We start from the raw sequence: 26,890 nt of genomic DNA, 5'->3' as shown, positions 1-26,890 counted from the left end.
CTAATTGCAGGGTGTTGTTAGTGTCGCTTACTTGTTTTTTGCTCAACAAGTAAGCTCCAATTTGATAGTTCCCCTTTTTTAATTTTACTAAAGTTGCTAAGTCTAAAAAGTCTTCAAAGGGAACTATTTTTTGATTACGAATACTGCTTTTTACCATAGCTTAGGCATCCCCTTGTCACCCGCCCTTTTTTTGTTTTGGGGCGAAGAATATCTGACATAACCACGAGTGAAAACTGGAACGCTTGGAAACACTCTTGACCAGAACAAGTAAGGACGCTTGCCAGATAAAACTATCACCGTGGCACTCAACCAAACCCCAGCCAATAAACTCCAAACTATTCCCGCCCCAAACATAATCGCTATGATGAAGCCCACGCCAAACATAAATAAGGCAACTGCAAACTGAAAGCCAGTAAAAATGCCGATTGAAGCATTTTGACCGAGTGACTGATTCACCCGTTTGATGGGCGATTTATTGTATTCGCTCATCACTAGCAAGCGGCTGTAACGCCGTTAAATAATATGCTTTGAGCAATCCAAAGCACCAGGATTATGAAAAACACGCCTACGGGTTGTTGAACCATCTGCGTTACTTCCTGCCCTTCACCAATGCCGTTGGCAACTTTCAGCCCGGAAGCCACAAAGTATACAAACAAAAGTACTGTGATGGTTGCATTGATAACTGCGGGAAGTGCTTTGATGGCGGCGGTAGCGGCAGCCGCACCACCAGCGCCGATACCACCAGCGCCGCCGAACATACAAGTCATTGCTGTCTGAGCCGAATCGAATAAGCCCCAACCATAAGAGGGCATCGACTGCATGACAATGATTGTCGCCGTACCTGCCGCGTAAATTTGATGCTGATACTTGCGCCCAATCGCCGCGAACGCCTTAGCCAGAACTTGAGATTGTGTTCTTCGCACAGAATTATTAGATGCCAAGATAATTGCTCCTTTCTTCATATAAAAATCAAGAATTCAGAATTCAGAAGTCAGAATCAATCAAGTATGGTTTTACACCATACTTAACATCCACCAGCGATGCACTGAGCCGGTCGTTGTGTCGCACAGAATTCAATTCTGAATTCTGGCGACTGACTCCTGAATTCTGTTTTGATAAAAATTACTTTTTCGATCCTCTTTGAAGAAACTCATTCTCTATGTCAACTAAAGTATGCTCTCTAGCTAGTGAGCGAATTTCTTGAAGGGGAGCAATATGACACTTGTATAACTTGCTCATGCCATTTAGACCACCTGTTTTTTTGTTGGTGAATTTCTTGAATTCTGGCAAGTACTTCCGAGCGATATTTAAATATGCTTGCAGTTGCCTTGCAGAAACTTTTGGCTTTAACATCGCTGCAACTTCTGGTCTTGTTAGTTCTTCATTTTGCCAAGCATTCCCCCCTATCCCCATGATTCTGAGAACTTCTTGTCACTTCTAACTACATATAAAAATACCCGCCTTTTTCGTGGCGGGGAAGGGGACATTTTACCCAGTTAGGAAATATTTATAGGTAAAAAGCAACTATTTTTTTTCCTTCGCGTTCCCACTTCTCATTCAGAAGCCAGCAAGTTGTATGAACAACCTTCATTGGATTTCGATGCTTCTTTCCACACCTGAACCAGCTTCGGACAGTATCGTAACTTTCGTATCCTAATACGAACGCCATCTCTTGATAAGTTAATTTCCACTTCTTCTTAAACTCTATTGGGTGCATAGTATTTATTTGATACTTGCATAAGGAACTTATTTAATATTTATAACATAATTACTTAGTCAAATCTTTATAATTTAGTATCAGAGGATAAATAATTTTATTATATTTATTTATCTTAATATTTTTCTAAAATATATTAGCTATTATCGGATTTATCAAATTTATCTATAATAGAGATATTCTCTTTTAAGCAATCAACTTTATGTCCAACACAGATACTAATTTTCAGCAACTCTTTCAACCCAAAAGTCAAGTTAATAAAGATAACCAAAATCCCACGCTATTAGTCAATCGCTTAACTCCTACTGATGATCAAATCAAAGACTGGCTACAGTCACCACAAATCAAACAGTGGCTTACAAAACTACTAATGGGCATACCAAATAATCTCAAGATAGAAGCGGTAAATACCATAATCAAAAATCTTATACAAAACCCAGATAAAGACTGTCGAGTACAATTCGGTAGTTCAACTATTGGAGTTGATGTTTTACGGTGGCAGCTTTGGGCATCCTATAAATTACCTTACGCCAGTGGAATCAAAACTCCTGATTGCCCCTACACTTTGAAAAAACATTTGGATGCTTCTGACTAACTTGCCAGATGACCGAACAATTCGCACTCTTGCTAACGCCCCGCTCCGCTAACGCAGTGACGCTCCTTCTCTGCGAGACGCACTCGCGTTCGTCGCTAACGCAATTCGCTTTTTCCGACGTACTTGTATTGAATATGTGATTTTTCCATTACTCATATCTAACTACGGTCGCATCCAACCAAGCTACTCTTGAAGTACACAATAAAATAAAATATTTTTACCCCTGACCAAGATGCCAGCGCCTTTAAAAGTTGACCTGTCACCAATAGAAGATCAAGCCCTACTAGCACTCACTCAAGCAAAAGGTATACCACCAAGAACTCAAAGTCGTGCCACTGTACTACGCTTATCAGCCGCTGGATGGACAGTGCACCATATCGCACAATACTTAAAATGGCATCCACAGACTGTACGCGACACAATTCATCGCTGGTACTGGGGCAAACTCGATAGTTTGTGGGATTGTTCGCGTCCGGGTCGCCGTCGCCGATGGCATAACCCAAATATGAAGTCTCTGCTTCAATTCAAAATATCTTTATTTAGCTATCAACTTATTTTTATTTTATTTTCTTACATCTCTTACATCTATTTAATGCTATTTCTCCACAGTCATGGCGTTTCTACTACTTATGCAGTCAAAATTTACAGGCATTACTTGGATGAAGCACTCGCTACTCTCACCAGCAATCCCTACCAGTTAGCTGCTGACATCTACGGTATTGGTTTTCTGAGAACTGATAAAATTGCCTTTAATTTAGGAGTTGCGCCTGATAGTCAGTTCCGTTACCGTGCTGGTTTAATTCATGTTTTGAACGAAGCTGCTGCCGATGGGCATTGCTATTTACCCCAGCCAAAACTCATTGAGAATGTTATCAAACTGCTGACTACAGCAGATCACACACCCGAAGAAGATGCCCTCGCTGATATTATCAAAGACATGGCACTCAAGGATGACTTAATCCGCGAGAAAAGCTCAGACCAAACGCTGCTATGTTATCTACCAACGTACTTTCACACCGAACAGAACCTTGCTCAATTAATACAATCTAGATTTTGCCAACCAGTTGCACAAGATATGCCTCGTGTTCGCGCCTGGATTGAGCGCTTCACCAAGAGTCGTAAAATCAAACTTTCACCACAGCAACGGCTAGCGGTAGAAATGGCTGCATATTCAAGGGTAATGATTCTTACTGGTGGCCCCGGTTGCGGTAAAACTTTCACCACCCAGACCATAGTCTCTCTGTGGAAAGCAATGGGCAAATCTATCGCCTTAGCTGCGCCAACTGGACGCGCTGCTCAACGCCTGAGTGAAATCACACAACTCGAAGCCAAGACGATACACTGCTTGTTGGAATTTGACCCAAAGACAATGGGCTTCTTACGCGATAATCAAAACCCTTTACCCCATACCGCAATTGTCGCGCTAGAAGCTAGTATGCTTGATTTGTTTCTGGCATCTTCTTTGGTAAAGGCGATACAATACGGTTCCCAACTACTGCTAGTGGGTGACATTGACCAGTTACCCTCTGTGGGTCCTGGTCAAGTCCTTGCTGACTTGATTAATTCTGGTCACGTTCCGGTGGTGCGGTTGACCAAGGTATTTAGGCAAGCCCAACAGAGCGCAATTATCACCGCTGCTCACCAAATTAACCTCAGCCAGTTTCCCACAATTGAACCGATTTCCGATAATCCCGTGTCTGAGTGTCTGTGGCACGGCGGCGGTCATCACCCCAAACATGGTGTTAAAGCAATATCCGAAATCATTACAGACTTGATTCCCCGCCTGGGTTACAATCGAGCTACGGATGTGCAAGTGCTTTGCCCCACGTCGCGGGGTTTGCTTGGGACTCGTAACCTCAATACCGTATTGCAGCAGTTGATTAATCCGCCCAGTCCCGACAAAGTAGAGATTACCAGGAGCGGGAATTTATTACGAGAAGGCGATCGGATCATTCAACTGACTAATGATTATAATCACGAAATTTTTAATGGCGACTTCGGAATTATCAAGGCCATTGATCTTGAAGAGATGGAAGTTACTGTACAGTATGGTAAGCATACTGTCGTTAGGACCAGAGCAGACTTAAATCAAATTGCCCTCGCCTGGAGCTTCACCATTCATCAAAGCCAGGGTTCAGAATATCCGGTAGTAATTCTGCCAATTTATACGCAGCCTTATATGATGTTGTCTCGTGAACAGTTGTACACAGCATTAACTTGTGCCAAGCAGTTAGCGATTGTCGTTGGTTCCAAGAAAGCGATATCCAAGGCTTTGCGTTCTAGTGACGGACAACTGCGATATACGCGATTACAGCAGCGGTTGGAAAGCGCTTTTTTGCACCCGACGATTGCAATTTAGAAATGTTCAACTTAACAATTTCACCCGGCTTGCGGTTGTTCCTCTCAATCAAGAGTGAGAAAAGAAGTAGCTAGCTGTGCTTTCGCCCCCTGTCTGGTAAGCGACGGCGGGGCATTTCATTACTGGTAAGTGCCTTGGCAATTCTTGAGAAACTACTTCTCTAGCTCCCGTTTGCGGTTCTAGAAAAAAAGTGTCTTAAACACAAAGCAATCAAACCACTCTCAAAAAATAAACTAAAAATGACTCTATAGTTTTATGGCGTGATAGCGCTTAAAAAGCAGTACACTGCGGCGTAAATAAACTTTGGAGTCCGCTCTTTGACCTCTTATATCATTTATTAACTATAAAGTCATTTTTAGTTTATTTTTTTCACCTACTTTTAGGTTTTTCAAAATAAATACCCTGCTGAACAATTGCATAACAGTATTGTGTTTGTCACGCTCCTCAGTATTAGAGGTGTACTATACGCAAAAATCGAGAAATTTTCAGTCGCTTGAGGGTGAGTTGAAACGCCCATTTTAAAGGACAATAAAAATCAGACACTATAAAACCAGACGAAACTACGCTTGTGTCTGATTATTAAGGGAGTAATAAAAATGACGCTCTCTCTTGTCCACATAACGGCCCATAGAAAGGCTCTTGCTTCCTTGCCAGTAGCGCAGGCGGAGGCGAAGTTGATTGGGTTGTGGTTGGAAGGAAAAGCAGAGTCATCTATCATCTCTTACCGACGCTACATTAGGCGATTTCTGGAATTTTTGGACAAGCCCCTCAAAAAAGTGACTTATGAAGATTTGGTAGAATACGCCAGTTGTTTTGGGGACAATGCTCTTAGTACAAAACGGATATATATTGCCGCAGCTAAAAGCTTGATTAGTTTCGCTCATAAAATTGGATATCTCCCTTTTAATGTGGGTATGGCGCTAAAACTCGGTGAACTGCCGGATGTAATCAACGAACGCTATTTAGACGAAGCTGATATTAAATTGTTGGTAAGAGCAGCTTCTAAGCATTTAACTGATGCTAAAACTCCTAAGCGCCAGTACACAGCCCTACGTAATTTGTTAATTATCAAACTCCTGTATCAGGCAGGGTTACGGGCAAGTGAAATCTGTGATCTGACTTGGGGAGATTTGACACCCCGTGGTGAGAGTGGTCAAGTGTACGTGCGAAAAGCCAAGGGCAGCAAAAATCGGACAATTCTCATCAAGCCAAAGCTTTGGGCGGAATTAATGGAGTTCAAAGCTTCGGCTCACTCCAATCAAGCAGTGTTTCCAAGTCAAAAAGGGGGACATTTAGACCGTCAAAACTTACACCCGATTGTCAAAGCAATTGCACTCGAAGCCGGATTAAGCGAACTGGTTTCGGCTCACTGGTTACGTCATGCCCACGGTTCTCACGCTATTGAGCGCGGGACTAATCCGGTACTGGTGAAAGAAACTTTGGGTCATGCCAATTTAGCCATCACCGATCGCTATCTCAAGGCTAGACCCAATGACAGTAGCGCTTTGAACTTGATGGATCTTTGACATTTACACAAACTCTAAGATTTGAACCAGTGAGAATGCAGCACAAATAAGAACCAGTGGCATCAATTGCTATTGGAAACTAAGCAGAAAAACTGCTTTCAAATGCTAAAGAGATTTTTCCCTAGCCAGCCCCCTCCATAGGCAACACTTCAACCGATAGCCATTCATAAAATTCAGGAACTTGAGATTCCACAAGTCGCAGTTCATTTGCCGCGATCGCTTCAAGTTCCAGCACCGTCTCCCAGCGCAAATCCCCAGTCCATCGCTTGAGGATACCCTTAATCGCGTCCACCCCCTGCTTGATACCAGAGCGTAGCATTTCCACGCAATGAAGTAGGGTAATGCGATCGGTCGGAGGCGACTCAAATTCGGTAGTATCCTCCCCTTGGCAATGGGAGTTCCCTATAGCATCAAGGGGGGGGATGGATACGGCCTGCTGATTGGGGTTTGCACTATACGCAGCAGGGGTTTGAGCAGCGTAATAGGTTCGATTTTCTTTTTGATTACGCTTCGTTTGACGATGAGCAATCACCTCTTGAGCAAATTCTAATTCCTCTTTAGATAAAGAGAAAAGTTTTACCTGTTGCCCCCGTTTACCTTGCTTGCGGAAAGTCAGCTTTAGCCCCAGCTGCTCTAGTAAAGTCGCCAGCAACCAAATAGGTTTACAGTCTAGGGGAATAGTAAACCCAAGAATTGCTTTGACGTGAGCAGCACAGTTTTTAGCGATCGCCGTCATCTTGAGTAAGGTGGAATCGTCTCCGGTAACTTCTTCACCCTTCATTAAACTTGAGAGAATTTGATGCAGTCCCAGGTTAAATCTAGCCAGCCAGCGTGCGGAGTAATTGCCCCAGTCGATGCACAAAGGTAGATTGTCGCGCTCGGTGCGGTCTTTTTGGGTGACAATTGTTGGTGGGGTAGGATAACTTTGCCCAGTTTTGGGGTCAGTAAACGATTCTTCGGGCGGGGCTAAAATGGCCTCAAGTCCAGCAATTGCTCTAATTAAGCGACCACCTTTATCCATTTCTACGAGTGATTCGGTTACTTCGATGCCGTAAGAATCAGAAATGCGTTTCTTTTCACATTCAAAAATTTCATTAGGGTCAAGGTAATCTTTGCTCTGACGGGCGCGGTACTCACTCAAAGTAATATTCTTAGCCTTGGCAACATGAGAATTGTGGGCACGATCCAAAGCTTGTGCTGCTGCTTTTAGACTTTCTCTTGCTTGGTCATCATCATCACTGCCCACACATATAAATGTATTACCCATTTCGGTGAGGAGCGATCGCAAATCATCACGCAGATTATTAAGAGAATAGTGGCGGTTAGCCATAATTTGGCAATAAGCCTCAAGCGCCCAATCTTTCTCGGCTCCGCGTTTGCCTGTTTGACGGTCAATCCGCAACAGAAAAGCTGTCATTTCATTGGTTTGGAGCAAGCGCTCTTTAATTTTGGATGCGTTTGTATCCTTGTAACCAAAGGGAGGACGCGGGGCCACCCAAATATGAAACGGGACTTTCGGGCGATAGCGGTACAGTTGTTGGGCGCACTCAGTAGCAGTTTGGGAAACGCCGTGAAACACACCAAATACTAAGTCAAAATGATACTGGGAAATATCGACACCAGTACCGAGACTGGGAGAGGTGAACAAGGCATCAAAGTTTTTGACGGCGTTGGTGATATCTTTGATGAAAGCGACATTTTCATCACTGCCAGAATTGTCAGAGTGAACAGACCAGATACGCCATTTTTTTGGTGTATGTGATTTTTCGGAGTTAGATTCTTCGTACTTGATAGTAAAGGATTTGTCGAGTTTTTTAATAAAACGCTTACTGTCACTTGCAACCATGACTTTCTCACCAAGCATCAGCGCTGCCGAGATTTGGGCGACTAGGGCGCTCTCATTATCCCCCTCGTACCAATAAATTGTGCGTGAACCGTTTCGCCACTCGTTTTTGATAATGTACGGGACTTCCTCTTTTGGTCGCATTGCAAGAAAGAAGTCTACCGTTAAATCATCCATGTGTGCATCAGCGATGACGACCAGTGGCGCGTTGTATACTATATATTCCAGTACCTCCAAGATAGCTGCACGGTGCTGTTTGCAAGTATTACTGTGTAGTAGGTGGGTGAGGTATTGGCAGGCTTCATCTATAAATATGCAGCCGTAAGTGAGAGACTGAGTATTCAGCTTATGCAAGCTGTCAATAGTAATACTAAGGGCTTGAGCCTGGGCTAAACCTGTGTAACCCAAGTCGGAGTACATGGCTGTCTGCAAGCGTTGGGCAAGATTTTTCAACAAGTTAACCCGATGCCCATTGTTGAGGAACCGCGCGTCGGGGTTTTGGTCACGCCACCAGCGCATGAGTTGGGTTTTACCAGTGCCCATATCGCTCCAGAGTACGACTAGTCCTGATTTTGGGAAATTGAAGGTAGGGGATTTCTTCGATTTGGATGAATCAACTCCGCCAGAATCCGTAGACTCCTTCTTTCTTTGATGTCCTTTAATAGATGGCGTGAAAAGTTGTTCCTTTTCAAGATCATAAAGCTCGGGCAAAAGCTTGCATTTTTCTTCAAGTTCAGGGATGCACAAAGCCTCAGAGAGATACTTGACATTAACAGTTACATCCGGCTGGTACTTGCTTAACCCCCATTTTTTAGCCCGATACGAGCGCTTGTAATCAGCAAGTGATTTAGCATCGTCTATAATTGCAGTCAGCAGGGCATTGGCATCAACACCGCGACCAACTACAAAATCATCAACGCCTTTTTCTGTCCCCGGCAGTAATGCAACTTCACATAAGCAACCAGCCGATTCGATTGCTTTTGCAGTGCGAACAGTAGCTTGAAACACCGACCACCTGGTTTTAGCTTTTGTTTCGTAATCAAATAATATAATGAACTTGCGCCCAGAGAGAGCCATCGGTACTAAGTCAGGATGTAATCGTTCATCAAAATCTTGTTTGCCCACGCGCCCGTTCCAAATTCCAGGAAGTGCGATCGCTACAAACCCCAGACTCAGCAAGCAAGCTGCCTTTTTTTCCCCTTCGCATAAAATAATTGGAATCTCTGGGTGCTGCTTTACCCACTCCCAAAATATTAGCGGATTGAGTTTATCCAGTAAGCGCAGCGCCAAAACTGAATGATAGCGCTTAATTAAATAACGTTTTGCAACTTTGTCCCAAATACAGTTGCGAATATCGAAGTAGGTAACGCGGTTGGGAGTTTTGGGGGGTGACTCGTACTTAACTGGCTTGCCTTTTTCCCAATCAATGCGGGGGAAGTTAGGCTTAATCCGCCCCCACTCCATTGGCTGCCAATTGTTGAAGGGGTCAAGAGATTGAATCCATATTCCCCCCAATAATAGATGCTGATATTGCCTTATGTATGCATCCGTGACTCGACCTGCATTTTTGCGAGGGATTTTGTTGGAGATGAACAGATAGTCGTAGATTGTTTCCCCTTCAATGTGGAAGAAACTGCTCTCAATCAGCGCTGGATGAATGGCACTACCAACTGTTAGCTCATGGTATTCGGCAGCCTTGAGATTGTTTGGGTATTCAATTGGGTGTTCGCTCTGCTCAACTGATACCTTGCAATCTGGTTTAGGCTCGAATGGCTCTTTGTTACCACCGTTAAGTGCAATATAAGTTGTTGTATTCACTTTTTTCCGAAATTTTTCTATGACAATCTGGGCGACTTGCAGCACCTATGCCGCAGTCATCAGTCAAGAAGAAGGATGTAGCGGATACAGCATTGACCGTAGCTCTGAAACCCAGACCAATGAATCGGGAGTAAAAAACGGGGCAAGTGACGATGCCGGTTGTTGGGGCTATCTCTTCCCTATACCCTACACCCCGCCCCAACGGGGCTTGGTTATCAGTCATCAGTCATCAGTTGTCACTGTTTACTGTTCACTGTTTTTTCGGGCTTGTGTGATTAAATCAGTTTCATGGGTAGTAAGTTCAGCCCAGTAGTCAAGTTTTATCACCTCGTATTTCTCAGCCACAGCCCAAAAGTCAAGCCATGTAAACTCAATACGTGCAAGTACTTGCCTAATTTCCCTAATAGCCACAGGTAGCATCTGTAATTGCTCCGTCCTTGTTGCGATCGCGGACTGTGTGGGACTAGTACCCAAAATTATCGCCGCCGCCTCAAGAGCTTGGGTATTGTTCATAGCAACGCTTAGGTTTTTCAAAGCCATACCCATGAGGCGCAGACATTCAGTCGCATTTTCTTTGGGTGGTTCGGCTGCCAAAGTTCTCAAATCAATTGTCTTCTCCAGAGCTTGCTGAACCTTCTTGTTTAATGCTTTAGCCCCTTGTTTGGTGTAAGTATTACCCCAGTCTTGTAATTGATGTGGCTCAAAGGCGTTTTCCAAATCCCGAATGCGCTCTTTTAGCTGCTGGTTTTCAGTTGAGAGCTGCCGTAGCGATTCCATCTCGTCTAAGCGCTGCTGCAACTGGATATTTTCCTCCTTCTGTTGCCTGTACAGGTTTTGCAAGGATTGGATTTGCTCACTGACTTGGGCTTCGGCTCTAGCATTAACCTCTGCTTGTAGTCCAATCCTCAATTCCTGAGAGAGTCGCTCTAGCTCAAGCTTATGTTGCTCTTTAAGTGCCGTGATCGCTTCGGTGTATTCTTTCGGATAAGTCCGGTCTGGTGACACAATTGCGGCATCCAAATCAGCATTGTTTACTAGCAGCCTTTCACCATCAGAGAAGGTGACAATCTGCTGCGAATTATTCGGTGCGTCTGCCTCAATTACTCCTTCTTCGCCATAGCGCGGATGCGATTGTGATGAAACAGTGACAGAATTACACAATTGCGTTTGACTTTTTTCGCTTTTTGTGGTGTCTTTAGTTGTTTGTGCGACAAGTTGTACTGCTTGAGCGAAATCTGCGGCAGTGGGGAAAGGTTTTTCTTTGGCTGCGATCGCTACGACTTCCTGTAACTTATCGGGAGTTTTGACCAGTCGGAGTAGGAAACGAGTCTGAGAAGGTTTGGTAATATGCGCCCTCAGTTCAATAGGTAGAGTATCAACTACTTTTTTGGCAGAAAGCAAATCTCTGACCCGGCGATATCCACCATGTTTGGTCAACTCGTTTTCGCAATAGTCTTCAAAGCTCTTGTGTCCAGCGTCTTTGTAATAACAGTTGTCTCTCATTACTGAGAGTTCTTCTATTGCTTGCCACTCGAATCGGTCTATGGCAGCGAAGGTTTCCTGGATACTGCTGTTAAGATTGGCGTAATCAACTGCTCCTAAGGTTTCTCTATCTTGTGTCAGCATCATTTGTACCCCTTTGCTAGCCACCACGCACTACTGGTGTGGCGCACAACTAGTGTCAACAACGAATGCACACCAAAAGCTAGTTCCACTCCAAAAAGCAGCACGAAGCCAAAGTTGATCAAAAGTCTGACAATTTTCGCTCTAAAGAGGATACTCCGGAAATTACCCTCTACTACAGCGCACAACTGATGTGCGATGGCAAAACGCCAAGCGTTGCTGATCGCACTATCCGACCCCATGCGCTCTAACACGGCGCTCTGGGAATTTTTGTTATTTCTCACAATATTCGCCCCTGGTTGTTGGTTGACAAACTCAGAGGGGGTTGCATCAGTTAACAGTCAACAGTTATCTAATCAAGGACTGTGAATTCCAACTGATAACTGGTAACTGTTATTCGCGCTGCTCCTGCTTTTTGCTACGAAATTCGAGATTTTTCTTAATTAAACTTAACTTTACAGAAATTTATGAATTTCGACAGCCAAAACACACCGCAAGGAATGGACTTTCCAAGCGGCAGATCCTATAATGGATCTGGCAGCGCGGATTATACTCTCAGACAAATTTAGTAGTCGTCTTGGTCGCCAAACTTCAACGACAACTTATTTTGTTCCTTCGAGATCAACCCCGCTCTAAATCGATATGAAATTTAAAGCACGCACAAAGCGCTACTCCTTAGTGGCGCTTTGTGCGTTAAATGCAGGTATTGTTGTATATTCACCTCTATTTTCACTTTACGTAGGTAATAACCTGATCTTACAGAAGTTTTGGTCATCTGTTGTTCTGTGAGATTTTTACTTTTCACTTTTCAGTTCTCCACACTTGTGATGTTTGTGCCAAGCCTCCTATCCGGGCGAGGGTTTTAACTTAAGTAAACCTGCGCCAGATGTTACAATTAGACCTGATGATCGGTTTTTTCAGTAAGTCTAGCTACCTATGGAAGGTAGTTGCTGGTAGGGGATTGGTCAATTTCAGCTTTAAAATAGCTAACCTATAACCGTGACAATGTATTCACAGGTATCTATTGCTATTTAAGCCATGTAACATTTTAAATCTTATAACTTGAAGGGCAGATTGTAATCCCTACTCTAAGTTAATAATTGTAAAGGGAATAGGGGTTGACAAGATTGGTCATAAGTAAGATCAAATACAGTATTGTTTGTAGTGGGATTACGGCTCAAGCATGAACTCAAGTCAAAATTTAGACATAAGAACAGTAGTTGACATACTAGAAGCTCAAGTTCTTAGTTATACTGGAAAACGTTTGACTAAAGCTGAAAGGATTGTAATTGAAGGGTCTTGGCATGGTAAAGACTATAAGGAAATAGCAAGTGATTCTGGATACAGTGGGTATTATTTGCAGCAGGAAGTTGGACCACAGTTATGGACAACACTTTCAAAAGTTATCGGTAATGGGGTGCAGGTAAAAAAAATAACTTTAAAAAATATTTTGCTTAAAGTAGCAAAAGAGTATTGTATAAAGCTGGAAGCATCTAGGCTGGATGATGATTGTCTAGTGGGCAAGACAAGAATATATGGAGATCTGCCCAAAGCAGCGTTTTTTTATGGTAGAAAAAAAGAAATTATTGATTTGAAAAAGCAAATTAATTTTTCTAAAAAATCTTGCATAGCCATAACTGGAATAGGAGGAATAGGTAAAAGTCTATTGGTAGCGAAAGTAATCGAAGAAATACTTTTAGATAAATCAGATGCATATGAATACATAGTTTGGAATACAGTTACTCGTTATTCCTCCATTGATGAAATAGTCACTGAATTAATTAGTATTTTTGACCTAGAAGCAGAGGAAGAAACTCTGCTAGGAAAAATTTCTTTGCTATCAAAACATTTTCATCTGCATCGTTGTTTACTAGTATTAGATGGTTTTGAAAAAGTGGCACAAGTAGAGAGTTTTAAAAGAAGATTAGAATATGAAGACTTTTTTGTTGGAATTACAAAAGGTCGTCATAAAAGCTGCATATTAGTAACGAGTCAAGTGCCTTTAAAGGATATTGCTTACGTAACTCAAAGTTTGCCTATTGAATCTTTACGGTTGGAAGGCTTAGACTCAAATGCTGCAATGCAAATGCTACGTGATAAAGGATTATTTGGGGACGGATGTATACAATTAATTGAAAATTATCGCGGAAATCCATCAGAGTTAGATACAGTTGCTGAACGAATTAACCGCATTTTTGGAGGGAATGTTCAAAAATTCTTTGATTATGAAACTACGGTAATTGGCCCTAGACTTAAAGTAATGCTTAATATGCAATTTGGGCAAGCTGGCTTTTTAAGCGATCTCCAAAAAAAAATCATGATTTTTTTAGCAGAAGAGCTATCAAAAGATTCAACTCCAATTCCTTTTTTTAAGCTTGTTAGTGGATTAAAAGAACGATTAGGTTTAAAAGTGTCAGTTTCTGAAGTAATAACAGCAATGGAAGCCTTAGATGAACGTTCATTAATTGAAACTAGTAGAAAATCAAGTAAACAGGAAATTTGTTATAGTTTGGAACCAGTAGTTAAGAAGTATATTTTGGTCGATGCACTCGGCTTGGTGTACGATAAGACAAGTGCATCACAAACAAGTAATTCCGTTCAGGAGCGAATGTGAGCTACTGTATAAATCCTCTTTGTACTCAGCGTCACAATCCTGATGATATTGAAAATTGTTTAGCTTGCGGGAATCCCTTATTAATAAACAAACGTTTTCGTTTGTTACATCCGTTACGTTCTTTAGATAAAGATCCATATACTTATACAGATATTTTTGAGGTTGAAGACGTTGGTATTGTCGAGGATGAGGATGATAGCACAGAATCCTATCCACATCCTCAAAGAAAAGTGATGAAAATCTTAAAATGGATAGACGAGCCTAAATTAGTTGAACTGCTTCGACGAGAATCAATTTTATTGCAAATTCTTGACCATCCTGGAATTCCTAAGTCTAATAGAGGAGATTATTTTGCTTGGAGGCTGAATGACAATCGTTTAGAATTGCATTGCTTAGTAATGCAGAAGTTTGAAGGAGAGGACTTAGGGAAGTGGATAAAATCTTATGGAAAAATTCCTCAAAGTCTAGCACTTGATTGGCTTTCACAATTAATGGATATTCTTGATTTAGTTCACCGCTCTGGTGTGTTTCATAGAGATATTAAGCCAAATAACATTATTTTTCAACCCAACGGCAAATTAGCACTTATTGATTTTGGTGGCGCAAGAGATATTACTAGAACCTACTTAGCGAAAGTTAGTACTAGTGGAGGAACCAGCACAGGATTAGGTAGTGGGCATGACATAACTATCGTTCGGACAGCTTGTTTCTCCCCTTTAGAGCAAATTAATGGGCAAGCTGTACCACAGTCAGACTTTTACGCATTAGGCAGAACTTTTGTTAACTTAGTTACTGGTATTCCTTTAATTCAAATTAAAAGCGACGAAAAAACAGGGAGGCTACTTTGGAGGAATAAAGCACCTCATATCGATAAATTTCTGGCTGATTTTATTGATGATTTGATGGCTCCCTTCCCAGGGCAACGCCCACAAAATACTCAAGTAATTTTGCAGAGGTTAAAAAGCCTTCCTTTGCAAAGCAAACTCAATAGATTAATTAAGTCTAAAAAAACTTTATTTAGTTTATTAGTTACATTAATTGTTTTAGGGTTTTTTGGAGGTTTCAAAGTATTTCTACCAGTAATGGCTAATAATTTAGTACTACAAGGTAAAAAATCAGAATTAGCAAATGATTCACAAACTGCACAAAATTATTTTAACCAAGCTATAGAATATAATTCCCAACTTAAACTTTCTGTTTCCCAGTTTTACTTAGAGCAAGCTGCTCGTCATTTTAACGACTTCAAACTAGCGAAAAAATATTATGAGTTCGCCCTTAAATATAATGATAAAGATATAAATGCTTATAATAGTTTAGCTGTAGTTTGTTGGCAGCTTGGAGAAGTCGCTTGTGCCTTAGATAATTATCAGCAGATTTTGAAATTAAAGCCTAATGACTGGGAGGGATATTATAGGTTAGGAAGTTTTTATGATCAAGAAGGAAAAGAGGATTTAGCTCAAGAACAATATAAAATAGCAATTAGAATTAATAAAAAAGCAGTGCCTGCGCTCAATGATTTATCGCGCCTCAGAAATCTCAAAGAAGACTATACCCAGGCTAGTGCATTAGCGCTTGAAGGATTGCGCTTGGCTGAAGACCCAAAACTACAAGCTGCTTTATATAAAAATTTGGGTTGGGCAAAGTTCATGCAAAATCAGTATAACGAGGCAGAGAAATATTTACAAAAAGCAAGTGATTTAGACAGCAAGAGAATAGATGCTGTCTGCTTGCTGGCTCAGGTGCAAGAAGCTCTAGGTAAAATTGAGGATGCCAGACTTTCATGGGAAATCTGTATGCTTGCTAGGACTACTCAGCAAGATGTTTTCAACTGGAGACAGGAATTCTTAGACCGCCTCACCAAGAACTCAAAAATCTCTCCATAGAGTGCATTGTGGGAAAGTTATAGACTCTAGCTATTTGTTTCGTTATCAAACTTATGTATGCTAATAAAAGGCAAGTAAGTATATAAAAACTTTTAATGCAGTTTTTACTCAACCATAAGAAGAAAAAAGTTTCCAAGTTTCAAGTTGCAGCGCTTGTATCGATATTACCATCAATACTACTTTTATCAGATATTAGTAGCGCAGGAAGTCGGACTCAATCAGTAGCAGTAGTAAACAGTGGGTGTCGCAACTTTATAGGTAGAGTCTCTAGCTCAGGCGATCTATATTTGCGAAGTGGAAGCCGACTGTGCCAAGGAGATAGAATTAATCCAGCTAAGGGAGCTACAGTCAAGGTTTTGTGCTATTTAAATGGAAATTTTGTATACTTGAAGCATAGTACCGTGTTTAAGGAGCCAGATACGTGTACAGTGCCGCAAGAGATAGCGGAGCTATGTACGGGATTAAATCCGAGTAATTGCTATAACCCTAAAGGGGCAGGTGAGGAGAAAGAAGCACCAATTCTGACAAACCCTTGTGGGAGTTCAATGTTAAGTATCCGACCTCAAATATCTTGGAGTGCTGTCTCGAACGCTACTAATTACACAGTAATTGTAAAGGGTTATGAATTTTATTGGGAAGCAACAGTAGATAAGAAAACGACTACATTAGGATATCCGAAAGAGCAAAGAGAATTGCAACTTGGTAACACCTACAAAATTACTGTTATTGCCAACAAGGAAGGTTCTATGATTAGTTCCGAGCCTTTAGTAATCAGTGTTTTACCAGAAAAAGACCAAAAAGAAATTGCATACAAGGTAAAGCAGATCAATGAATTAAAGTTGCCTCCAGACGAAGCCGCTTTTTTAGATTTAGATGCTGTATTTATGTCCAAAAGCCTTTTGAATGAATCGATTGAGACGCTGAAAGCACGAGTGGCAGCAGGAAGTCAAAACCCCACTCTTTACCGAGTACTGGCAGATCGATATCTAGAAGCATGGTTGCCAAATGAAGCGCTTCGCAATTATCAAGTGGCAAATGAATTGGCGAAACGCACTAGGAATTCAGATGAATTAGCTAAAGTGCAACAAGGACTAAAGTTGGTAGAATGGCACAATAGGTAAAAGTTGGCATTGCCAATTGCCAACATTATAATTGTAAAAATTTTGGACAACTTATGGGTTCTTGTCAGATTTTGGTGATGATGAAAGGTTACGCGCTTTAAGGCAGAAGGCAGTTCTTGCAGAGGGCAGAAGGGTTTAAAACGTTTTCTTATCCGGGCGTGGGATTTGTGACTTCATTCTTGCGATCGCTTACGGCTTTCTTGTGATGCAGATGTTCTATAATCCAAGCAGAGCTTCAATTATGGGAATTTTTCCTTCCTCTTCCTTCTGCCCTCTGCCGTCAGCATAGATGCCTTACCCCAACCAGGATCACCAAAAGTTGCCAAGAACCAACTTATGGTTGTCATTGGATCAAATTTCACAGCCATCCACCAACAAGCAAGAACGAAGCCCAAAAATAAGGGTGGCTGTACTTAGAATTTGCCATTAAATTTAATTGTGCTTGACGTAATGCTTCTGCTTTGGGAGTCCCGGACTTCAAGTTTCTGTAAAACTCTTCCATAAGTAAAGCGGTGGAGTCAGCATCTACCTTCCATAAAGTTGCCACTGTACTTCTCGCACCTGCTTGTGCTGCCACACCAGCAATTCCCAATGCTGATCTCTTATTACCCTTAGCGGTTTGACAGGCACTTAAAACCAATAGTTCAATTCCATTTTTATTGGTTTGAGCGTTTAATTTTAGCAAGTTATCAAACTCTAGTACAGTAATTGGTTTGTTCCAAGTAAAAAACATTGTTCTCTGGGCATCAGAACTAAATTGAGCATGAGTAGTTAGATGAAGAATGGAAAAGTCATTTGTACTTAACTGTTGCTCAAGCGCCTCGCTAGTAAATTTTTCATTTAACAAAACTTTTGAATAAGTAGTTTGTTTTTTAACATCTTCTACCTCCTCTTTAACTTTCAGTAATGCTTTTAAGCCTTCGGGAGCATTTAGAGCGTTAAAGCTGGGACTAATTTTAGAGAGTCCGGCAATTAAAGCTCTTAACTGTTCCTTGGGTAAAAATTTAGGTGGTCTAATCCTAGAACCTAAAGTTTGAGCAATGCTGTACTGCTTGAGTAAATAATCTTTGCCGTCATGAAGTAAACCTATTGGTAAGCTTTGGAAAGATGTATCTAAAGTAAGCACTAACGTGCCTGATGGAGGTAAGTATGTCTTTATAGGTACAATTAGCAAGTCATAAAGTGCTTGAGAAGGCGAAATAATTAAATTCTTATTAATAGAAGCTAGTCTAGAAGATTGTAATATTTCTAACAGATTATCGACGCTAGCTTTAACTATGTTTGAGTCAACAGAATGGTGTTTAAGGGAGCCGTCAGAGAGTTGGACAATTACTTCTACAGTGTTGTCTAAATCAATGATATGAACTACTGTTGGAGGGGTTTGCAAGTTTTTGAATTCATTTAAAGGGATGATATCAAGCTTGCCACATTGAAGATAATTCTCTAACTCTGTTGTTTTAAATTCTTCATTTATTTGAATTACTTTTTTTATGTTTGAGCGAGAATCGGCTAATAACAATCGCATATAATTACGATACACAGGCTCCACTTTTTCATAAAAAAAGAACTGAGTATCTGGATTACTACCTAAAAGGTTGGCACGAACTTGGGTTAAGTTACTAATAGCTGCCTCGTAAAAACCGGAAGCTTCTTGAGATTTTCCTTGTTGACTGTATAAATCACCCAACTGCTGCTGCCATTGGTATGCGACATCCCATGCCTGAATTGATTGAGCAAACAATAGAGCTTGCTTAAAGTATGCTTGTGATTTTTCTGGGTTTAATTTGCCTAAAGTCCCCCAACAGAATGATTGTAAAAGTTGGTTGTTAATCCTTTGGGCAGCTTGTAATGCAGACTTTACATACTGTATAGCTACAGACTGTAATTGTTTGTTTGAAGTTTTACTTAGACTATCAGCGAAGTTTAGCTTGGCATAAGCAGATTGGCTAACAGGTAATTCATCAAAGGAGAAAGAGTTTTTGATGATTGAGTCTATTAAAGGTTGAATCTGTTGATTAATATGGGTTTTAGTAGCCGGAAATCTCTGATTTATTTCTGGCGCTGTTTTCAGCCATTTATCAAAATCCAACAATAACCTCAAACTGGATATTTGAGCTTGCAATTTTACTCCGATTGGAGCTTTTGCGAGGTTATTCACTTGTTGGTAATACTCAAGTGATAAAAGTGCATCTCGCTGCATCTTAGCAACAGTTTCTTTTTTATAAATTACTTCTTCTATCCACTTGTATTGGATGTACGAACGCTCATACATTGACTGTTTAGTATTTCCCAGTGAGAGGAAAATTGAACTAATATCTTGATTGGGTATTACCTGTTGAGTCAGTGACAACGTTTCTTTTAAAACTATTTCTGATTCATCTAACTGTCCCATTAAACGTAAAACATCTCCCAAGTTTAGTAATCCCAATAAATTTACTCTCGTGGGTTTTACTCGATGAATTACTGTAGAGAGCGCTTTTTTACTATTATTTCTAGTCGGATAAAAGGTTGGAGAATAATTCGATTTATCTATTTTCAAAGCTGATAACAGTACGTCGCAGGCATTGAGGTATAAACCTAACCCTTGTAGAGCCAGATTCTGGTTAATTAAATTCCCAGCAACGCCTTCATCTAATTTGAGTTGACGATAAATCTCCGTAGCATCTTTCCAAGCTTCAAGAGCTAACAAATATTGACCTTGATTTAATAGCTCATGTCCTCTTTCAGTCAATAATTCCGCTTTTTGCGTGATTTGGTTGCCACTTTGAGCGATGAGTCGGGATGGTTTGCCGACTGCCATGATCAAACCTACAATACCGCAAAATAAATATCTGCGTCTAGTAATTTTCACTTATCGCTCCAGCTTAGGGAAAGAATGTTGAGACAGGAGTTGATTTAGAACCTGTAGTAAAACAAGAACTATCAGACGATGCTGAAGCAACAGCAGCTACTTGATTGGGAGACGTTAATAAATTGACTTCTCCTGATGGTTCTATCAAAACTGATTGTGCTTCTACAATTGGTTGAATTTTCAAGTTTTGCAAGCTTGGTTTTTCTAAATTGTTATCAGCCGTAAATGTAGCCGAATTAGCGTGCCATCCACTATTATTAGATGCTTGGGTTGCCAAATTACGTGGTGTGCTACCAGTTCCAATAATCACAAATTTGCTGGCTGTTGTACCTGCACCTCCTTGGCAAGCTGAAGTAATTTCAGGAGCTAGTTGAATTGTTTCTGACACTGTTTTGCTAGGTACAATATCATCGTTTGAAATGTTAAATTGAACAGTGCCATTAATTCCTAATTGGGAACTGGCTGTAAACTGGCTATTACGAGAAGCAAAAAATCCTTTAGCATTAATCTGAACGTTACCACCGCGTCCCTTGTAAGCATTAGCTGTGATCCTACTGTTTCCTAAAGCAGCTAGGATATCTGTATTAATAGTTATATTCCCACCATTACCATTAGTATTCTGCTGACCAGCAGTTGCAGAGATAGTAGCATTATTTAATTGTAAGTTTTTGGAATTAAGAAATATATTTCCTCCTTGCCCGATACCAGTAGTTGCATTAATGCCTCCATTATCGGTAATTCTGATTCTGTTAGCTCTGATATTAACGGTTCCAGCATTACCGGAACCGTTATTTTGAACGTTGACTAGACCGCCATTGCTAATGCTTAAACTCTGGGTGTTAATTGTTACGTCTCCAGAGTTTCCACTTGGTACTGAGGGAATTCGGAGTTGCTGTTGCAAGGGTTGAGCTAGAACAATTGCTGATGAATCTACTAGACTAGGAGTTATTGAACCTCGTCCTATACCATCAATTACTACGGAGTCAGAGGCATTGACAGTAACGCTCCCAGCATTACCAGAGGCAGTAGTGGAAGAAGCTACTGCTCCTCCATTCTCAAGCCGTAACCGAGATGAATTGATTATTACTTGACCAGCATTACCATTTTTGAAAGTCGCAGCATTGATCGTACTTGGAGTGAATAGACCAGGTATAACTCCGCTTAGGATAATATCAGTAGCGTTTACTTTTACATCTCCTCCAAAGCCTCTGCCAAAAGTCGCAGACCCGATCTGAATCCCATTTATACCAGTTAAATTACTCGTGGTAATGGTAAGATTTCCCGCATTTCCAGAGCCAAAAGTTGCAGCACTGATGTTGCTGAAAAGATTGGGGTATGCAGGTGAAAACCCAATTACTTGCACCTCGTCAGAGGCATTGACAGTTAAATTGCCACCTGTTCCGAAACCGAAGGTTCTGGGGAGTATTTGTCCTCCGTCTTGAACAATAACTTTTTTCGCTGAAACCGTTATCTCTCCTCCATCTCCATTGTTTAAGCTTTCAGTTAACAGAGTGCTAGCAATCTTTCCATACAGTGACGTGCCGTTCACTTCTAGCGAGTCAGAAGCATTTACATTAATTCCTCCCGATACTTGCTTACCTTGATTTTGAATCAAAATTGCCGAGCCATTATTTACACTAATTTTCTGCCCCTGCACTTGAATAGAGCCACCGGGAGCGCCGCTAGTATTTACTAAAGCTTGATGAGATAGCTCAATATTTTTAAAATCCTGCACAGCTTGATAGCTCAAACTCCATCCATCGGTAGTGGGACTAAGGCTGACTACCCCATTACCAACACCACCCAATTCAATCTGTCCACCTGATGCTGTCAGAATGCCACCATCTAAGGTTATATCGCCCCCCACTAGTGCTAGGGTTTTTTCAGGTTGTACCTGTAGTCCAGTTAAGTTATTAAGTCCTGTAATTGGTGAAAATATTGGATTTACTAAGCTATGTCCTGCGCCTTGTATTTGTATTGTCCCCGGATTATTCCCGAACTCCAGTTCAATGGGTATATTTATTGTCAGCAAAGGCGGATATTGTGGAGCAGTAGCACTAAAGAAAGTGCCATCACCAAACTTAATGCTATTAGCTGTAGTTGCCAAAAATGAGCTACCAATATTAATTTTGGCATTAGAACCAAAAACAAAGCCGTTGGGATTAATCAGAAATAAGTTAGCTGTACCATTGGCTTTAATTAAGCCGTCAATATTAGAAACGGCTCCACCTGTAACGCGAGTAATTATATTTTGAATGCTGAAGCTGTTATTGAAGTAAGCCGTATGTCCGGTAAAAATAGAAAATTTTTGAAAGCTGTGGAACAAATTTGCTCCCCGCGTTGCTCCACCAGAAATTGTATCAACACTACCAGCACTGCGTGTAACAACAGAACTTTCAGATCCTAATGTAGCATCTGGAACAATTTGTGCTAAGGCAGCGCTGCTGGTAATTAGACAGTTTAGAGCTATTCCACCAATTCTCCAAAGGGAGTAAAAAATCAGTTTTCTTAACATAAGACTAGTGGAGGGGGTAATCAGTAATTCATCCAAAAGAAGCCGAGAGAACTCCTAAAATAGTCGGTATATCAAAACTATCGATTCCTCGTGCTAATCCAGTAATGTTACACACACAAGTTTCACAAAGTGTTTCATCCCGCAAAACACATTTCCCCACACTCTTACCTTCAAAATTTAAACTTTCAACCCGTTTTGCTACAGAACAAGAAGATGGGTTATTAATGGTATGTTTCTCGTCAAATAAAAACTCGTTGACTTGAGGTTGATTAAACGGAAATAGTTCCCATCCATACTTATCTGCACAAGCTGCAATCATTTGCTTAAGTATTTGTCTATCCTGAAGCTGCAAGGTAACGGGATCAGCTTTGGATTTTGTGGCAACACCAGAAACAATAATACCTCGGAGCTTTTTAACATCTCTAATAAGCCAGTCAACAGCATCAGGAAAGTCTTGCATTGATTGCCGTGTTAACGTTATATGTACATAAGCTCCTCGCTCTGATTCATTAATATTTCGGACAATTACCGCAGCCATCCCATTTATACCACCATAATGGTTCTTAGCAAAAAAACCTAGAGGATCTCTTGAGCGATTATGGTAATCTGGAAGTCCATCAATACTCACAAATACTACTGCCGATCGAGGAAGATTTTGAACTTTAGCGGTACCATTTGTCACAACCCAAACCACAGGAAATAATTCAGCAGCTCGCTGTATTGCTTTTGGTGCTAATGCTGTTTCTCCACCAACAAGGGTAATGTGAACAAAGCCTTGTTTCTTAAGCTGTTCTAACGTCTCAAAAACTTGTCTCTCTTTGATGCGATGCTCCTCTGGTGATAATTGCATATACCCTTGTATTCGTTGCTTCTGGCTCCATTCAGAAGGATAAACATAACAATAATGACATCCAGCATTGCAGCGATCAGTTATTTCCACAGAAGCAGCAAATTTCGTTCGAGTTTGCAGCATCAAATGCGAGGCTACAGTAGCGCTAGCATTTAGGATTTCACCAAACCTATTCAGCTTTTCATGTAAAGTGTAAGGGGGTTTGTAAGTAGAGAAATGATTTGTCATACTCAACAGTTAATACTTTAAGGTTAGCAATCAATACAAAGGCTGAGTTTTTGATATTTAGTAAATACTCACTGTTCAATATTGTTTTACTTAAGTAGATTCATTCTAGCAATTGGATGGGATACTTGAGCTAGTGTATCAGTATTGAACTAATTAAAATTCTGGGTATAAAAATTATTTATAAAATTTAATATACAGATTTATCACGAACTTTAACTAAGGTTTTTATGAATTTCTGAAATTAAATCAATTCTTATTCAAACAATCAAAAATACTTATTTAATCTAACTAAGATAGGAAAAATATAGCTAGCAGATGAAAATCAAAAAGGATTGTACTGCACATAAAAGTATAACCCATTTTCCTGCCACGTTCTTTCTGGCTGGTCAACTCCTACTAAAGGAATACCCCAGTCAAAACGAGCGGTGAAGTTCCCGCCTTGTGACCATCGTAACCCCAGACCAACAGAAGCGAGGGTATTATAGTCTAGTTTGTTTGCAGAAGAATTGTTCCAGGCAACACCAAAATCAGAAAATGGAATAAGTTGCAATATGCCATTTATATTGGGTACGTTCAGTACTGGGACTTGCACCTCGGCTGAAGCAAAAGCGCCATTATCAGCCAATAGTAAATCTTGACGATAGCCACGTACACTTTCAATTCCACCCACACCAAACTGCTCCAGAGGCACAAGCCCTCTAGTTGCTAATTGAGTATTGAAACGAAGTAACAATAGAGTATCAGGAGCCAACAACTTCACCCATTGTGCTTGTAAGAGCCAGGAGAAAAAGCGGCTATCAGGAGCATCTTGATTAACTGTAGCGTTAAATGCACCTAGCCCCAAGTTAAATTGCGATCGCACTTCTAGGACTTGAGTGCTGTCACGGGCAGTCCATTCTTGAAAAAATCGCAATGCTGATATAAGAGTGCGTCCTTGGTCATCAGATCCCAGTTGAGGAAAAGGAACTCGTTCTCCTAGCGGATCATAATTAGCTTCGCTTTCTCGTCGAGAGGCAGTTAAACCCAAAGTAAATTCTTCCGTAGGGGATTGGACTATTGGTTGACGAAATGTAAGTTCATAGTAACAGGAAGCCGATTTAATATTTAAGGTGTTGAAAGGACGTTCAATAACACTGCTCTCGGCAGTTCCATAGTTAAAAGAGAGTGTTCCGTTTTGGGGATTAAGGGGTAATGTATAACCAATGTATTTGAAGTTACTAGCATCAGTATTGCTGTAACCGACGCTTAAACCATCTCCCAGTCCTGACAAGTTAGCAACATTGACTTGTAATCGGCGTTGGAAACTACCAACACTAGGCGATCGCGCATTGTCTAGAATTATTTGGGTGCTAAAAGTTTTCGCCTCTACAACCTCTACGACCAGCTTAGTTTCATTAGGAAGATTCCCAGCTTGCAAACTAGCAGATAAGTTTTTAATCAAAGGATTCAGCTTCAATAGTTGTAATGACCTCAGCAAAATCTGTTGATTGAGAGGCCCATTATTTCCTGATGCGATGCGACTACGAATATAACTCTTGTTTAGGTGTTGTGTACCTAGAATCTCTATATCGCTGAGTTTAGTTTCAACTACCTGAATTTTGGCGATACCTGACTGGATTTTTTGAGGTGGAATATAAGCACCACACCTAATGTAGCCTTTGCTGGTGTAGAGGTCAGTAATTTTCTTTCGAGCCAGATATAGTTCATTGAGTGTGATCGGGTGATTAGTGAATTCTTTAATAACTTTAGCTAACTCTTCTTGACTGAATACAGTACTACCAACAACTTCAAATCTTTTAATAATGAAACTTTCTCTAATTGTCTCAGGAAACTGTTCTTCAGGATTAGGAGTGGAGTTAGAGGGTGGAAACAGTTCTGGTGGGGGGACTTGCTGTGGTTGTGGTGTTGCTTGTGGGGTAGTCGAAGGCGGTTGGATATCTCTGGGGATAACTTGAGGAATTGTTGGAGAACGGGCTGGAACTTGTGCTTTTAATGGTTTTGAAGTAACACCGTTAAGCAGCACTATTAGTCCCATAGCCGTAATATTTCTAGGGAGCTTATTGGTCATTAACAAAGAACTTATTTGACTTACACGTTGACAGGAATTTGACTATGTGTATTCAAGCCGATCTCTTATACTAGCTCTTTGCAGGTTTTTGTTCCTGAGTCGTTTTGACAGTTTGATCATCATGAAATTGTTGGGGATTAAAGAACCTAACGCTAGTTTTATTGTCCTCTGAGTAAGCGTTAGAATCTAAACATTTGAGAGCTTTTAATCTATTGGGGAGAAGATCCAACCCATGACCAACCTGACGAAAGGTGCGAGTTTGAGCGATGACTTGAACGTTTTCAATACCACGCTTGCGTAAGCCAATAGCAGTTGCTAATCCAATGGGTCCAGCACCAACAATTACAACATCATATATTTCCATAAAACAAAAGAAAGCCGAGTAAACACCAGACTAAATCTGACAGGTAACTTCAAACAGTGTATTAGTGTAATACCATAATACCAATATCATATATTTTTATATCAGTAAATAAAAAGTTTTGTAAAATTGTTGATTAAAAAACTCAATTGCTCACAGGTTTTTCCATAATCGCTTCCCCTTCCCCGGGAAGCGAACCGTATTACCCACACTCCTATTTCGTGAGTAATGATTGGTATCTACGCACTCGTCGAAGTATTTTTACTCAAAGCTTCTACCTTCTCTTTGCATTAACTTTGGAATATTTGCTGGGGGTAGGCGTAAAGCCTTGACCTACGGTCGGTGTAGGTAATCACCTTATTGAACTGATGGCTTAACGTGTATAAAAACAACATGAATAGTAGATGATAATTATCCCTCAGAAGCTAAAGCAATTATCCCAGTAATGCAAATCCAAGGGTCTACTTTTCTCATTTCAGTAAATTCACTGCAACAGTATTTCTCTAGAAAGGTACATAAAAATACAACTCTTGGAGAGGCTACGCCTTAAGCGTAGCTATGCCGCAGGCTTCACGGCAAGCTCAGTAACCATGAAACGCTTATGCTGCATTCATTTTTAATTCTGCCCTGCGGTAGCAGTATATTAATTTTAGATTTCACTATTTTTTCCAATTCTTAGATAATATTCAGTTTTATACCATACTCGTATCAGGATAATCTGTAATTCTAATAATTAAAATAAATCAGGCAGCTTTGAGAAAATATTTCCTTCTCAAGTATCTATCTGATTTGATGATTTTTATTTAGAATTATCACAAAATAGTTGTCAAAGATATGCAAAACGCTAATTTACAAAAAGCGACATTTGGAGCAGGCTGTTTCTGGGGAGTTGAAGCAGCATTTCGTCAAGTAAAAGGA

Annotated in this window: 17 protein-coding genes and 1 pseudogene; 7 read left to right on the top strand and 11 right to left on the bottom strand. The window is 40.7% G+C overall.

The window, feature by feature from the left end; translation table 11 throughout:
* Nucleotides 1–150: 150 nt before the first annotated feature.
* The 3 genes from HWQ38_RS20115 to HWQ38_RS20105 form a co-directional block, all read right to left on the bottom strand.
* Entirely contained in the window at nucleotides 151–489 is a 339-nt protein-coding gene (locus HWQ38_RS20115) for a hypothetical protein (protein WP_292796899.1), read from the bottom strand.
* Nucleotides 490–491: 2 nt separating this feature from the next.
* Nucleotides 492–962: a hypothetical protein gene (locus HWQ38_RS20110; protein WP_292796896.1), complete on the bottom strand. Its 471-nt coding sequence runs from the start codon at nucleotides 960–962 to the stop codon at nucleotides 492–494.
* Nucleotides 963–1,122: 160 nt separating this feature from the next.
* Nucleotides 1,123–1,413 (bottom strand): hypothetical protein, encoded by a 291-nt coding sequence (locus tag HWQ38_RS20105; RefSeq protein WP_292796894.1) that lies wholly within the window; start codon nucleotides 1,411–1,413, stop codon nucleotides 1,123–1,125.
* 506 nt (nucleotides 1,414–1,919) lie between these two features.
* Here HWQ38_RS20105 and HWQ38_RS20100 point away from each other — a divergent pair.
* From HWQ38_RS20100 to HWQ38_RS20090, 3 genes are all read left to right on the top strand, one after another.
* A complete protein-coding gene (locus HWQ38_RS20100; protein WP_292796891.1) occupies nucleotides 1,920–2,312 on the top strand; it encodes a hypothetical protein in 393 nt (130 codons plus the stop codon).
* Nucleotides 2,313–2,544: 232 nt separating this feature from the next.
* Nucleotides 2,545–4,671, top strand: coding sequence for an AAA family ATPase (locus tag HWQ38_RS20095; protein ID WP_292796889.1), 2,127 nt, complete (start codon nucleotides 2,545–2,547; stop codon nucleotides 4,669–4,671).
* A gap of 596 nt (nucleotides 4,672–5,267) precedes the next feature.
* Nucleotides 5,268–6,197 (top strand): tyrosine-type recombinase/integrase, encoded by a 930-nt coding sequence (locus tag HWQ38_RS20090; RefSeq protein WP_292796887.1) that lies wholly within the window; start codon nucleotides 5,268–5,270, stop codon nucleotides 6,195–6,197.
* 121 nt (nucleotides 6,198–6,318) lie between these two features.
* Here HWQ38_RS20090 and HWQ38_RS20085 read toward each other — a convergent pair whose 3' ends face one another.
* From HWQ38_RS20085 to HWQ38_RS20075, 3 genes are all read right to left on the bottom strand, one after another.
* Nucleotides 6,319–9,759: a plasmid replication protein, CyRepA1 family gene (locus HWQ38_RS20085; RefSeq protein WP_292796903.1), complete on the bottom strand. Its 3,441-nt coding sequence runs from the start codon at nucleotides 9,757–9,759 to the stop codon at nucleotides 6,319–6,321.
* 342 nt (nucleotides 9,760–10,101) lie between these two features.
* Nucleotides 10,102–11,487, bottom strand: coding sequence for a hypothetical protein (locus HWQ38_RS20080; RefSeq protein WP_366933330.1), 1,386 nt, complete (start codon nucleotides 11,485–11,487; stop codon nucleotides 10,102–10,104).
* Nucleotides 11,484–11,765 carry a hypothetical protein gene (locus HWQ38_RS20075; RefSeq protein WP_292796885.1) on the bottom strand — a complete coding sequence of 94 codons (282 nt, stop codon included), beginning with the start codon at nucleotides 11,763–11,765 and terminating at the stop codon, nucleotides 11,484–11,486. Before HWQ38_RS20075 ends, HWQ38_RS20080 begins: the two co-directional genes overlap by 4 nt.
* Before the next feature lie 899 nt (nucleotides 11,766–12,664).
* Between HWQ38_RS20075 and HWQ38_RS20070 the strand changes: the two genes are divergently transcribed.
* The 3 genes from HWQ38_RS20070 to HWQ38_RS20060 all read left to right on the top strand — a co-directional run bounded on the left by HWQ38_RS20070 (nucleotide 12,665) and on the right by HWQ38_RS20060 (nucleotide 17,099).
* The gene (locus HWQ38_RS20070; RefSeq protein WP_292796883.1) at nucleotides 12,665–14,095 is read left to right on the top strand and encodes an NB-ARC domain-containing protein; all 1,431 of its coding nucleotides are present in this window, start codon (nucleotides 12,665–12,667) and stop codon (nucleotides 14,093–14,095) included.
* Nucleotides 14,092–15,978, top strand: coding sequence for a tetratricopeptide repeat protein (locus HWQ38_RS20065; protein WP_292796881.1), 1,887 nt, complete (start codon nucleotides 14,092–14,094; stop codon nucleotides 15,976–15,978). The genes HWQ38_RS20070 and HWQ38_RS20065 overlap by 4 nt, the downstream gene beginning before the upstream one ends.
* Nucleotides 15,979–16,073: 95 nt before the next feature.
* On the top strand, nucleotides 16,074–17,099 hold the full coding sequence (locus tag HWQ38_RS20060) for a hypothetical protein (RefSeq protein ID WP_292796879.1): 1,026 nt from the start codon (nucleotides 16,074–16,076) through the stop codon (nucleotides 17,097–17,099).
* 358 nt (nucleotides 17,100–17,457) lie between these two features.
* On the opposite strand, the gene HWQ38_RS20055 is transcribed toward HWQ38_RS20060, so the two are convergent.
* From HWQ38_RS20055 to HWQ38_RS20035, 5 genes and pseudogenes are all read right to left on the bottom strand, one after another.
* Nucleotides 17,458–19,950, bottom strand: a complete 2,493-nt coding sequence (locus HWQ38_RS20055; protein WP_292796877.1) for a CHAT domain-containing protein — start codon at nucleotides 19,948–19,950, stop codon at nucleotides 17,458–17,460.
* 13 nt (nucleotides 19,951–19,963) lie between these two features.
* Nucleotides 19,964–22,465, bottom strand: coding sequence for a filamentous hemagglutinin N-terminal domain-containing protein (locus HWQ38_RS20050; protein ID WP_292796876.1), 2,502 nt, complete (start codon nucleotides 22,463–22,465; stop codon nucleotides 19,964–19,966).
* A gap of 28 nt (nucleotides 22,466–22,493) precedes the next feature.
* Complete coding sequence (locus HWQ38_RS20045) at nucleotides 22,494–23,543, bottom strand: radical SAM protein (protein ID WP_292796875.1); 1,050 nt, start codon at nucleotides 23,541–23,543, stop codon at nucleotides 22,494–22,496.
* 322 nt (nucleotides 23,544–23,865) lie between these two features.
* Nucleotides 23,866–25,611: a ShlB/FhaC/HecB family hemolysin secretion/activation protein gene (locus tag HWQ38_RS20040; RefSeq protein WP_292796873.1), complete on the bottom strand. Its 1,746-nt coding sequence runs from the start codon at nucleotides 25,609–25,611 to the stop codon at nucleotides 23,866–23,868.
* Between the two features lie 172 nt (nucleotides 25,612–25,783).
* Nucleotides 25,784–25,975 (bottom strand): annotated as a pseudogene (locus HWQ38_RS20035) (FAD-dependent monooxygenase); the annotation flags it as partial.
* Nucleotides 25,976–26,806: 831 nt separating this feature from the next.
* Here HWQ38_RS20035 and HWQ38_RS40545 point away from each other — a divergent pair.
* Nucleotides 26,807–26,890: peptide-methionine (S)-S-oxide reductase (locus tag HWQ38_RS40545; protein WP_366933331.1), on the top strand; the 84-nt coding region annotated here is incomplete at its 3' end.

Origin of the sequence: Nostoc sp. NMS7 (assembly GCF_017115085.1) — a bacterium.
GTDB lineage: Bacteria > Cyanobacteriota > Cyanobacteriia > Cyanobacteriales > Nostocaceae > Nostoc.
This window is presented reverse-complemented; position numbering and strand designations above follow the sequence as displayed.